Source organism: Clostridium sp. KNHs214 (assembly GCF_000744935.1).
Lineage (GTDB): Bacteria > Bacillota > Clostridia > Clostridiales > Clostridiaceae > Haloimpatiens.
This window is the reverse complement of the sequence record NZ_JQMW01000011.1, coordinates 843217-855944: the sequence shown is the minus strand read 5'-3', so window position 1 is coordinate 855944 and position 12728 is coordinate 843217. Positions and strand designations below refer to the sequence as shown.

The 12728-nt window shown below is 34.4% G+C and carries 7 protein-coding genes, 2 tRNA genes and 2 rRNA genes; all 11 read left to right on the top strand.

The genetic code is table 11. From position 1 onward, the window contains the following. The first annotated feature begins 186 nt into the window (after nucleotides 1–186). The 11 genes from CC89_RS12605 (at nucleotide 187) to CC89_RS12555 (ending at nucleotide 12715) form a co-directional block, all read left to right on the top strand. Nucleotides 187–3091: ribosomal RNA gene (locus CC89_RS12605) — 23S ribosomal RNA — on the top strand. 163 nt (nucleotides 3092–3254) lie between these two features. Further along, nucleotides 3255–3371 (top strand): 5S ribosomal RNA (gene rrf, locus CC89_RS12600). A gap of 7 nt (nucleotides 3372–3378) precedes the next feature. After that, a tRNA-Asn gene (locus CC89_RS12595) sits at nucleotides 3379–3453 on the top strand. 18 nt (nucleotides 3454–3471) lie between these two features. Then, nucleotides 3472–3546, top strand: a tRNA-Asn gene (locus CC89_RS12590). 398 nt (nucleotides 3547–3944) lie between these two features. Next, nucleotides 3945–6029 (top strand): elongation factor G, encoded by a 2085-nt coding sequence (gene fusA, locus CC89_RS12585; protein WP_035292650.1) that lies wholly within the window; start codon nucleotides 3945–3947, stop codon nucleotides 6027–6029. Nucleotides 6030–6415: 386 nt separating this feature from the next. Beyond that, nucleotides 6416–6649 (top strand): hypothetical protein, encoded by a 234-nt coding sequence (locus tag CC89_RS12580; RefSeq protein WP_035292647.1) that lies wholly within the window; start codon nucleotides 6416–6418, stop codon nucleotides 6647–6649. After that, entirely contained in the window at nucleotides 6615–6845 is a 231-nt protein-coding gene (locus CC89_RS12575) for a hypothetical protein (protein ID WP_035292644.1), read from the top strand. Before CC89_RS12580 ends, CC89_RS12575 begins: the two co-directional genes overlap by 35 nt. 112 nt (nucleotides 6846–6957) lie before the next feature. Beyond that, a complete protein-coding gene (locus tag CC89_RS12570; RefSeq protein WP_035292641.1) occupies nucleotides 6958–8214 on the top strand; it encodes an aminopeptidase P family protein in 1257 nt (418 codons plus the stop codon). 115 nt (nucleotides 8215–8329) lie between these two features. Then, nucleotides 8330–10063, top strand: a complete 1734-nt coding sequence (locus CC89_RS12565) for an ABC transporter ATP-binding protein (RefSeq protein WP_035292638.1) — start codon at nucleotides 8330–8332, stop codon at nucleotides 10061–10063. Nucleotides 10064–10322: 259 nt separating this feature from the next. Next, nucleotides 10323–10811, top strand: a complete 489-nt coding sequence (locus tag CC89_RS12560) for a hypothetical protein (RefSeq protein ID WP_035292635.1) — start codon at nucleotides 10323–10325, stop codon at nucleotides 10809–10811. 176 nt (nucleotides 10812–10987) lie between these two features. Beyond that, the gene (locus CC89_RS12555; protein WP_035292632.1) at nucleotides 10988–12715 is read left to right on the top strand and encodes an ABC transporter substrate-binding protein; all 1728 of its coding nucleotides are present in this window, start codon (nucleotides 10988–10990) and stop codon (nucleotides 12713–12715) included. Nucleotides 12716–12728: the final 13 nt, after the last annotated feature.

Sequence of the window (12728 nt, the reverse complement as noted above, 5' to 3'; positions counted from 1 at the left end):
GCTTATGTTTAACTAAGCGACTGTACCAAATCGTAGATTTGGAACATCTGCTTATGTTCTTTGAAAATTGCACAGTGAAGAAAAGTAGAAATTATTACAATTGTGATGATTTCACTGGAGAATCAATTAAAATAAACAATCAGTAACTAGTCGCTAGACAACTAACAAACTAGTAAACTGATAACAGGTCAAGCTACAAAGGGCGCATGGCGGATGCCTTGGCACTAGGAGCCGACGAAGGACGTGATAAGCTGCGATAAGCTGTGGGTAGGCGCAAATAGCCTGTGAGCCACAGATTTCCGAATGGGGCAACCTGCTCAGCTACGCTGAGTACTGTATGCTGAATTCATAGGTATACAGAGGCAAACCCGGGGAACTGAAACATCTAAGTACCCGGAGGAAGAGAAAGAAAAATCGATTTCCTAAGTAGCGGCGAGCGAAAGGGAAAGAGCCCAAACCTAAGTCTTCGGATTTAGGGGTTGAGGATAGATCATAATGTCTTAGATTTTCTAATCGAAGAGAGCTGGAACGCTCCACCACAGAAGGTAATAGTCCTGTAGGTAAAAGAAATATAAGTAAGATCTACTCCAGAGTACCACGAGACACGTGAAACCTTGTGGGAAGCTGGGAGGACCACCTCCCAAGGCTAAATACTACCTAGTGACCGATAGTGAAGAAGTACCGTGAGGGAAAGGTGAAAAGAACCCCGGGAGGGGAGTGAAATAGAACCTGAAACCGTGTGCCTACAAACTGTCGAAGCACTTTACATGTGTGACGGCGTGCTTTTTGTAGAACGAGCCAGCGAGTTATGGTATGTAGCAAGGTTAAGCACTTTTGGTGCGGAGCCGCAGGGAAACCGAGTCTGAATAGGGCGATTAGTTGCATGCTGTAGACCCGAAACCGAGTGACCTATCCATGGCCAGGTTGAAACGGAAGTAAAATTCCGCGGAGGACCGAACCGCGTTGGTGTTGAAAAACCATGGGATGAGCTGTGGATAGCGGAGAAATTCCAATCGAACTCGGAGATAGCTGGTTCTCCCCGAAATAGCTTTAGGGCTAGCGTCAGGTAATGAGTAATGGAGGTAGAGCACTGAATAGGCTAGGGGGCATATCGCTTACCGAACCTTATCAAACTCCGAATGCCATTTACTTTTATCCTGGCAGTCAGACTACGAATGATAAGATCCGTGGTCAAAAGGGAAACAGCCCAGACCATCAGCTAAGGTCCCAAAGTGTAAGTTAAGTGGTAAAGGATGTGGGATTTCTAAGACAACTAGGATGTTGGCTTAGAAGCAGCCACTCATTTAAAGAGTGCGTAATAGCTCACTAGTCAAGAGATCCTGCGCCGAAGATGTCCGGGGCTCAAACTTACCACCGAAGCTATGGATATACAATGTATATGGTAGGGGAGCTTTCTGTACGGGTTGAAGTCGTACCGTAAGGAGCGGTGGACTGTACAGAAGTGAGAATGCTGGCATAAGTAGCGAGAAATGAGTGAGAATCTCATTGGCCGAAAATCTAAGGTTTCCTGAGGAAGGCTCGTCCGCTCAGGGTTAGTCGGGACCTAAGCCGAGGCCGAAAGGCGTAGGTGATGGACAATCGGTTGATATTCCGATACCACCATGATCCGTTTGAGAAATGGGGTGACGCAGTAGGATAGGATGTGCGCACTGATGGATGTGCGTCTAAGCACTTAGGATGATTGAACAGGCAAATCCGTTCAGTCTTAAGTCTGAGGTGTGATGGGGAGTGAAATTTTAGTAGCGAAGTATCCGATTCCACACTGCCAAGAAAAGCCTCTATCGAGGAAAATGGTGCCCGTACCGCAAACCGACACAGGTAGATGAGGAGAGAATCCTAAGGCCAGCGGAAGAATTGTTGTCAAGGAACTCGGCAAATTAACCCCGTAACTTCGGGAGAAGGGGTGCCTACGAGAGTAGGCCGCAGTGAATAGGCCCAAGCAACTGTTTAGCAAAAACACAGGTCTCTGCTAAAGCGAAAGCTGATGTATAGGGGCTGACGCCTGCCCGGTGCTGGAAGGTTAAGGGGATTGGTTAGCGTAAGCAAAGCCTTGAACTTAAGCCCCAGTAAACGGCGGCCGTAACTATAACGGTCCTAAGGTAGCGAAATTCCTTGTCGGGTAAGTTCCGACCCGCACGAATGGCGTAATGATTTGGGCACTGTCTCGACAACAAATCCGGTGAAATTGAATTGGAGGTGAAGATGCCTTCTACCCGCGATTGGACGGAAAGACCCCGTAGAGCTTTACTGTAGCTTAGCATTGAATTTCGGTATTGTCTGTACAGGATAGGTGGGAGACTTAGAAGCAGGGGCGTCAGCTTCTGTGGAGTCATCCTTGGGATACCACCCTGACAGTATTGAAATTCTAACCGGAGGCCATGAATCTGGTCACGGGACATTGTTAGGTGGGCAGTTTGACTGGGGCGGTCGCCTCCTAAAAAGTAACGGAGGCGCCCAAAGGTTCCCTCAGCGCAGTCGGAAATTGCGCGCAGAGTGTAAAGGCAGAAGGGAGCTTGACTGCGACACATACAGGTGGAGCAGGGACGAAAGTCGGGCTTAGTGATCCGGTGGTTCCTCGTGGGAGGGCCATCGCTCAACGGATAAAAGCTACCTCGGGGATAACAGGCTGATCTCCCCCAAGAGTCCACATCGACGGGGAGGTTTGGCACCTCGATGTCGGCTCGTCGCATCCTGGGGCTGAAGTCGGTCCCAAGGGTTGGGCTGTTCGCCCATTAAAGCGGCACGCGAGCTGGGTTCAGAACGTCGTGAGACAGTTCGGTCCCTTTCCGTCGCGGGCGTAGGAAATTTGAGAGGAGCTGTCCTTAGTACGAGAGGACCGGGATGGACCAACCTCTGGTGCACCAGTTGTCACGCCAGTGGCATAGCTGGGTAGCTATGTTGGGAAGGAATAAACGCTGAAAGCATCTAAGCGTGAAGTCCACCTCAAGATTAGATTTCCCATAGCGTAAGCTAGTAAGACTCCTGGAAGACTACCAGGTTGATAGGTCGGAGGTGTAAGCATGGTAACATGTTCAGCTGACCGATACTAATAAGTCGAGGGCTTGATCAAAATATAACTGACAATTTATAATTTATAATTGGCAGTTAATAATTAAAAGATTTTCCACACTGTGCAATTTTGAAAGAACAATAAAGTTCTTTTAAAGGAAACTCGCTCAGCAAAGCTGAGGAGTACTATATGTCTAAGGTCTAAAGACCTAAGAACTATAGCATCTGGTGATTATGGCTTGAAGGTAACACCCCTTCCCATTCCGAACAGGACGGTTAAGCTTCAAAGCGCCGATGGTACTGCAGGGGAAGCCCTGTGGGAGAGTAGGTCGTCGCCAGGTTGAATATTCCGCGATAGCTCAACGGTGGAGCACTCGGCTGTTAACCGATAGGTTGAAGGTTCGAATCCTTTTCGCGGAGCCATTCAATATTAATAAATGTTCCGCGATAGCTCAACGGTGGAGCACTCGGCTGTTAACCGATAGGCTGAAGGTTCGAATCCTTTTCGCGGAGCCATTTTTATTTTTTGGAAAAATAATTGAACACATACTAAGAAAAGTTTCAATTTTAATATATTGAAATTTTTCTTAATATGTGTTTTTTTATTTAATAGGAACTAAAAAGTTTTTATAATATAGATAACTAGCATCCTCCATGTATGAATATGAAAAAAATATATATAATATATATAATATAATAATATTCCAATTAATATATTATATAGTGTTATGCAGCGGATTAAGATTAAGCATAATAGTTATTTTTTATTAATATTAGTTTACAACATAGGTGACTAAAATAGGCATTAATTAAAAATTCAAATTATTTAGAAAATTTCGTTAAATTTAAAGGAGAATTTTCTTTAAAATAGAATAATAAATTAAGGCCAATTATATGTAAGGGGGAAAATGCATATGAAAAGTTATCAAACCCAAAATTTAAGAAATATTGCTATAGTAGGACATAGCGGAGCAGGAAAAACTTCATTAGCAGAGGCTCTATTATATTATTCTAATGTAACAGATAGATTGGGGAGAATAGAAGAAGGTAATACATTATGTGATTATGATAGTGAGGAGAAAAGAAGAAAAATTTCTATTTCTACCGCTATAGCTCCTTTCCAATGGGAAAATACAAAAATAAATATAGTTGATGTACCTGGATATTTTGACTTTGAAGGAGAAATGTTAGAGGGATTGAGAGCATCTGATATAGCTATGATTGCTGTTTCAGGAGTATCTGGTATACAAGTAGGTACAGAGAAGGCGTGGAATTATATTAATGAGAATAATTTACCAAGGGCATTTTTTATAAATAAATTAGATAGGGAAAATAGTAACTTTGAAAAAGTCCTAGGTGATTTAAAAGACAATTTTGGTATTTCCGTAGTTCCAGTTCAATATCCTATAGGAAGTGAAGAAAGTTTTAAAGGATTGATAAATGTTATTTCTAGAGTTGCTAGAATATTTAACCCCAAAACTCATTCTATGGAAAAGGCAGAAATACCCGATGAATTAGTAGAAAAAGTGGATGAATGTAAAAACATGATTATAGAAGCTGTTGCTGAAACAGATGAAAAATTACTTGATAAATATTTTAATGAAGGAACTTTGAGTGACGAGGAGATATATAATGGTTTAATTAAAGGCTGTGCAGAAGGAGAAATAACTCCTGTTATGTGTGGTTCTGCTTATATTGGAATAGGAATGAATACTTTATTAGAAGATATAGTAGAATGTTTTCCATCACCAGAAGAAACAAGACCACATATAGCTATAGATTTAAAAAATAATAAAGAAAAAGAAATAAAGGTAGATGAAAATGCTCCTTTTTCAGCTTTTGTATTTAAAACTATAGCAGACCCATTTGTAGGTAAACTTTCATTATTTAGAGTTATAACAGGTAAGATTAAACCTGATACAATAGTGTATAATTCAAATAAAGAGAAAAATGAAAAGATAGGAAATATGTATTTTATAAGAGGAAAGGAACAATTATTAGCAGAAGAAATTATAGCTGGAGACATAGGTGCTGTGGCTAAACTACAATACACAGCTACAGGAGATACCTTATGTGATGAAAGCTTTAAGATAAAATATAAAGGCATAGAATTCCCAAATCCAATGCTTTCTAAAGCGGTATTTACTACATCAAAGGGTGATGAAGATAAGATTTCTTCTGGACTTAATAAACTTTTAGAAGAAGATCCAACTTTTAAAGTTTCTAGAGACGCTGAGAATGCAGAAACAATTATTTCAGGATTAGGTTCTACTCATTTAGAAATTATAGTTAGTAAGTTGAAAAATAAATTTGGCGTTGGAATAGAATTAAGAAGTCCTAAAATTCCATATAGAGAGACTATAAGAAAGGTTTCTGATGTACAAGGAAAGCATAAAAAACAATCAGGTGGACATGGACAATATGGAGATGTAAAAATTAAATTTGAACCTCGAAATGACGGAGAAGATGAATTGCAATTTGTTGACCAAGTAGTGGGTGGAGTAGTTCCAAGGCAATACATTCCTGCAGTTGAAAAAGGATTAAGAGAATGTATACAACATGGAGTTTTAGCTGGATATCCTGTTATAAGATTAAGGGCTACATTACATGATGGCTCATATCACCCAGTAGATTCTTCAGAAATGGCATTTAAAATAGCCGCTTCTTTAGCCTATAAAAAAGGATTAAAAGAAGCCCAACCAGTGCTTTTAGAACCAGTAATGCATGTGGAAATAAATATTCCTGAAGATTATATGGGAGATATCATGGCAGATGTTAATAAAAAAAGAGGAAGAATTCTAGGTATGGAATCTAACGGAAGCAACCAAAAAATTATGGCAGAGATTCCTCAGTCAGAAGTATTAGATTACGCTACAGATTTAAGATCCATGACCGGTGCAAGAGGAACGTTTGTAATGAATTTTGCTAGATATGAAGAGGTACCAACTTTAGAAGCAACCAAAATAATAGACTCCATGAAAGAAGTAAAAGCAGAATAAAAGTAAAAAAAGTATAGCTATATATTATTAATATGAGTTTTGTAGATTAGAGAAATTAAATTTTTCTCTAATTTTTTTTCATATATCTAAGCAGCTATTTATAATTATATAAGAATTTGTAAGAGGTTAATTATTAACTCAACTTTCCCAGTTATAAAATAAAAATGTAAAATGTAAAATTAAAAACGTTTATTCATCTAATGTAGAACTCAAAATTTACGTGTGAAGTTGAGTTATTAATTATAAAGAATAATGTATAAAGAAAAGAATATTACAAAAAATAAAAAAGACTACCCTAAATTAAATGCAAATTTAGTTATAAATAATAAAAAGTTATATATAAATGTACAGTGTATAAAATAGTAAAGAATAGGGGTGTGATTATTTTGTCTCAATATTTTCTTAATATTATTGGAAAGATGCAGCTAAGTGATTATTCAAACATACATGATTATATGCAGTTTGTAGGTAATAAAGATGAATTAGTAATAAGTATAAATTCTAAGAACACTATAGATTCAGACATAATTTGTACAATGCTTAAAGATAATAATTTTAATGTGGCTTACGAAGGAGGTAACAGAGATGAGGAGTACTACATCAAGGCATATAAGAACTAGAGGAAAAAATTATTATTCAGCAGAATTATTCAATCAGGCTTATGGTTCTGATGGGATTAAAATAAAGCCGATAGATTTTAATATTAATCTTTTGCAAAGTTTTTATGGAACAAAGGCAGAAACTATTGTATTTTACGATTTAGAAAGAGAAAAGCTAGAAAAAGCCTTAAAGGGAGATGAAGAATTAACACAATAAGTGGTAGATATGTAATTGTCATAAAACCTATGGTATTGAAACTATTTTTGTATAATGGTATATTTGTACTATAAACTTTTTAAAATTTCAGTTTATTTTGGGGGGAGTATAAATGAAAAAAGAATTTTTTATTTCTAAAAGAGAACAACTTATGAAAAACATTGAAGATGGTTCTATTGTATTATTATTTGCGGGGAGAGCTCCATATAAGTCAGCAGATGAAACTTATAGCTTTACTCCAAATAGAAATTTTTATTATTTAACAGGTATAGACAGAGAAAACATGATACTTATGCTGCATAAAAGATCAGATAAAACATTTCAAACTCTATTTATAGAGAAAAATGATCCTCAAATGGCAAGATGGGTAGGAGAAAAGATATCTGAAGAGGATGCAGGAGAAATATCTGGAGTAGAGGATATAAAATATTTAGAAGATTTTGAGGGAGCATTTGGATTTTTATTTTCTAGATTTAAATACGATAATCTATATTTAGATTTGGAAAGAGCCGAATTGAATATTCCGATGACTAAATCACAAGAATTTGCTAAACTTGCCAAGGAAAAATATCCTTTTTTAAATATAAAGAATATATATCATGATATATGTGAAATGAGAACTATTAAATCAGAAGAAGAGATAGAAAATATAAGGGAAGCAATAAAGATAACAGAAGAAGGCGTATACAAATTAATGGATAATATGAAGCCTGGTATGATGGAATACGAAATAGAAGCATATTTTGATTTCGTATTAACTAGTCATGGTGTTACGGACAAAGCTTTCAAAACTATAGCTGCCTCAGGGAAAAATGCTGCAATTCTTCATTACTCAGATAATAATTGTCAAACTAAAGATGGAGAACTTATGCAATTCGATTTGGGGGCTCAATACAAATACTACAATGGAGACATAAGTCGTGCTATACCTCTAAATGGTAAGTTTACAGAAAGACAAAAAGAGATTTACAATGTAGTTTTAAAAACTAATAAAGCTATAACATCTATGACTAAACCTGGAGTAACCTTTACTCAATTAAATACAAAGGCAAAGGAATTATTAGCAGAAGGATGTAAAGAATTAGGACTTATAAAGGAAGATTCTGGGTTGTTTAAGTACTATTTTCACAGTATAGGGCATCAATTAGGAATGGATACTCATGATGTAGGAATTGGTGATGAATTGAAACCAGGAATGGTTCTTACTAATGAACCAGGTTTATACATACCAGAAGAAGGTATAGGCATAAGAATAGAAGATGATTTATTAGTAACTGAAGATGGATGTGAAGTATTAACTAAAAATATGATAAGAGAAGTCCATGAAATAGAAGAATATATGGCTAAAAATAATAAATATTTAAAATAAGTTATAATTAAATTTAGATTATTTAACCCCGTGGTGTAGGTCGTGGGGTTTTGTATAAGGAAAGGAGGAAGGTTTTAATAATAAAACTTTTTATATAAATGAAGGGGGGAAAAAAATGATAAAGAAATTTATAAAATATTATAAACCTCATAAAAAACTATTTATTTTAGATTTGTTTTGTGCTTTTTTAGTGGCTGGAGCAGATTTATTTTTTCCTATGTTTACAAGACAAATTATAAATGATGTTATTCCTAATAGAAATTTAAAAATGCTTTATATACTCACTGGAATATTAATTTTATTATATATAATAAAGCTAATATGTAATTATGTAGTTGATTATTGGGGGCATGTTGTAGGAGTTAGAATGCAGTATCATATGAGAAAGGATTTATTTGCCCATTTGCAGGAATTGTCTTTTAGCTATTTTGACGATAATAAGACTGGTCACATAATGTCTAGAATAGTTAACGATTTACAAGAAGTGTCAGAGCTTGCACATCATGGACCAGAAGACTTATTTATTTCATTTGTTATGTTAATAGGTTCATTTATAATACTTTGCACAGTGAATATACCACTTACAATAATTATATTTGCCTTCATTCCTATTATGTTTTGGTTTGCTATTAAAAAGAGGGTTAACATGTCCAATGCATTTAAGGATGTTCGAAAAAAGGTAGCCAATGTAAATGCACAAATTGAAAATAGTATATCTGGGATACGAGTAGCAAAATCATTTACTAATGAAGAATATGAAATGGAGAAGTTTGATGAGGGCAATATAGAATTTAAAGAATCTAGAGAATATGCGTATAAGACAATGGCAGAATTTTTCTCAGGCATAAAATTTACTATGGATATTCTGTATGCTATTGTAATGTTTGCAGGTGGTTTATTTGTATATAAATACTTAATTAATCCAGGAGACTTGGTAGCTTATTTATTATATGTGAATTTATTCATGCAGCCTATAAGAAGACTTACATCTTTTGTTGAACAGTATCAATCGGGAATGGCAGGCTTTGAAAGATTTGTAGAAATTATGAGTATAAAGTCTGATATAAAAGATAAGGATGATGCTGAAGAGTTAAATGGAGTGAAGGGTACAATAGAATTTAATAATGTTACCTTTAAATACAATAATAAGGAAACCATATTGTCTAATTTAAATTTAACAGTAGAACAAGGAAAAACTTTAGCATTAGTAGGACCATCAGGAGGAGGAAAAACTACGTTATGTCATTTAATTCCTAGGTTTTATGATGCAAATGAAGGAGATATATACATAGATGAAAAAAATATAAAGGATGTTACTCTAAAGTCTTTAAGGAAAAATATAGGTATTGTGCAGCAAGATGTTTTTCTATTTACAGGAACTATAAAAGAAAACATTCTATATGGAAATCCTGAGGCTAGTGATGAAGATGTTATAGAGGCTGCCAAAAATGCAAATATACATGAATTTATTTCAGAATTACCAAATGGATATGATACTTATGTGGGAGAAAGAGGTATAAAGTTATCTGGAGGTCAAAAGCAAAGAATATCTATAGCAAGAGTATTTTTGAAAAATCCTCCAATACTTATATTAGATGAAGCTACCTCCGCCTTGGATAATGAAACTGAACTTATCATACAAAAGGCTTTAGAAGGGCTTTCTAGGGGAAGAACTACATTAGTAGTTGCACATAGACTTTCTACTATAAAAAATGCGGATGAAATAATAGTACTTACGGATAAGGGAATAGAAGAAAGAGGAGATCATGATCAACTAATGAAGAAAGGTTCTATATATGCTCATCTTTATAACGCACAGTTTAAGGGATACATTCCAGATCAAGTATAAAAATTAATATATAAGAAAATATAGGGCTGTGGTACTAAGAATAAATTCTACAACACATTGTGTTTGCTATTAAATTTCAAACCAATATATTGTATATGAATTTCTTAATGCCACAGCCGCTTTTTTTATACTAGGTATTTATAATTTTTTATGATAATATGATTTATAGCTATAACAAAACTGTAATAAATTTGTAAACACTAGGTACAGTTGAAGTGATATTATTATAATTAGAATAATAAAGAGGAGTGTTGGAACTTTGTTAAGTAAAGATATTGAAGAAAGTCCTATTGAAATAAAGACAAAACCTAATGTTGATGTAGAAGGTATTGTATGTTTTATAGCTTTTCTTTTATGCATTATTTTTTTAATGTATATAAACATAAAAGGTAGTAGAAATAATAACTTAAAATATTTAAATATATTAGTAATAATAACTGCAGTGGTTTTTTTAGTGTTTTCCATGGATAAAATGAATTTAATGACTAGAATATATGTGAGGTTTATCGGAAAAGAAATTACCATATATCCTAGAATGTTGTGTGATAAAACAGTTATAAATGCGGAAGATATTAAAAAGGTCATAAATATGGAGGACAAGATATTATTAATTTTAAATTATGATAAAAGCTATGTGTCAATAGTTAAGAAGAATATGTGTATTAAGGATCAAAGGACTTTCATATTTAAATTGTCAAAATATAGTAAGGTGGAGAATAAAGGTTGCTTTAAAAATATTATTTATTGATTATTCAAATATTTTTATGATGGCAGATAGAAAAAATAAAATATTGTTAATAATTATAATAGGTAAAGGATTCTAGATGAAATATTTCTCTAGAATCCTTTTTATTGTTCTAAAAATTATAATGAAATCTTATATATAATATTAAAGTGATAAGAAAAGGGAGATGCAATATATAAATGAAAAAAAGAAAACTTTTAGCACTTTTATCATTAGCTATGACTTTTGCATTTGTATTTACGGCTTGTAAAGATAAGCCAAAACCAGATGCTAAGAAACCTAAGGTGGAGGAAGAAGAAATAAAATCAGCTTCAAAACACACAGAGATTATAAAAGCATCAAATCCTAATGGACTACCAGATGTGTCGAAAAATAGAAAGGACATGATAATTATAGGATTTAGTGCACCAGAAGGAAAGTTTAATTCTATATATTCAGGTACAGTAGATGATTCTTATGTATGTAGTCTTATTTATGATGGTATGGTTTCCAATGATGCAGAAGGAAATCCAACAGCTAATGTAGCAGAAAAATGGGAAATATCAGAGGATGGAAAAACATACACATTTAAATTGAAGAAGGGAATTAAGTTTTCAAGTGGAGATGAGCTTACAGCTGAAGACGTAGCATTTACTTATACTGCTATGTGTGATCCGAACTATAAGGGCTCAAGATTTGATGCTGTAGAAAAATTAGTAGGGTATGAAAAATACCATAAGGGTGATGCAAAAGAGGTTGAAGGAATAAAGGTTGTAGATCCATATACTATTTCATTTACATTGACAGAGCCTAAGGCACCAGCTATCTATGATTTTGGATATGGAATAATGCCTAAAAAATACTATGGTTTTGAAAAAGGTAAAATTAAAGAGTTAGAGGATAAATTTTTAAAGCCAATAGGTTCAGGACCGTATATATTTAAGGAATATAAACCAGGTCAAGAAGTTGTTCTAGAAAAGAACCCTAAATATTGGAAGGGTGAACCTAAGATAAAGAAAGTTGTATTAAAAGCTGTTACTGCAGAAAACATGATGCAACAGATAAAAGCTGGAGAAGTGGATGTTTGTAGAGTATCAGCAAAACCAGAGAATATTCAAGAATTGAAGGATGCAGGATTCTTAAATATGCAGCTTTATCCAGGCAATGGATATGGATATATGGGACTAAATTTAAGAAATGAAAAATTTAAAGATAAGAGAGTTCGTCAGGCTTTAGCATATGGTTTAGACAGGAAGGGATTTGCTAATGCATACTTTGGTGAATACGCAGATGTATGTAATGGACCAGTGTCACCAGTTTCTTGGGCATATACAGATGATTTAAATAAATATGAATATGATGCAGATAAAGCTAATAAATTATTGGATGAAGCTGGCTGGGTTAAAAAGGATGATGGTTTTAGATATAAAGATGGCAAGAAATTTACCATATCTTGGTATACTTATAGCGGAAGCAAATATGTTGAAACCTTAATACCAATAGTAAAAGAAAATTGGAAAAAGCTAGGTATAGATGTAGTTCCAGAGATAATGGAATTTGCAACCTTATGTACTAAGGTTTACGATGAACAAAATTTTGAAATGTTTAATATGTCTTGGGTCTTAAGTATAGATCCAGATTCACTTGGCATATTTGGTTTTTCTCAAGATGTAAAAGGTGGATTTAATTCAGGTGGATGGAGAAATGAAGATGGAGAAAAATTATTACAAGAAGGATTAAAGACAACTAAATTGGAAGAAAGAAAAGAAATATATAAAAAATGGTTACAGATAGCTAACGATGATTTGCCATATATATTCTTGGATATGAGTAAAGATATGTGGGCAGTAAGTTCAAAGGTTAAAGGTCTTGATTTATCACCTTATATTGATTTTACAATAGATATATATAAAGCAGAAATTAAATAAGGGTATCTTTAAA

What these genes read in the sequence shown, in the direction of transcription:
- fusA (WP_035292650.1), top strand. Translation starts at nt 3,945, where the DNA reads ATGAAAAGTTATCAAACCCAAAATTTAAGAAATATTGCTATAGTAGGA.
- CC89_RS12575 (WP_035292644.1), top strand. Translation starts at nt 6,615, where the DNA reads ATGAGGAGTACTACATCAAGGCATATAAGAACTAGAGGAAAAAATTAT.
- CC89_RS12570 (WP_035292641.1), top strand. Translation starts at nt 6,958, where the DNA reads ATGAAAAAAGAATTTTTTATTTCTAAAAGAGAACAACTTATGAAAAAC.
- CC89_RS12565 (WP_035292638.1), top strand. Translation starts at nt 8,330, where the DNA reads ATGATAAAGAAATTTATAAAATATTATAAACCTCATAAAAAACTATTT.
- CC89_RS12555 (WP_035292632.1), top strand. Translation starts at nt 10,988, where the DNA reads ATGAAAAAAAGAAAACTTTTAGCACTTTTATCATTAGCTATGACTTTT.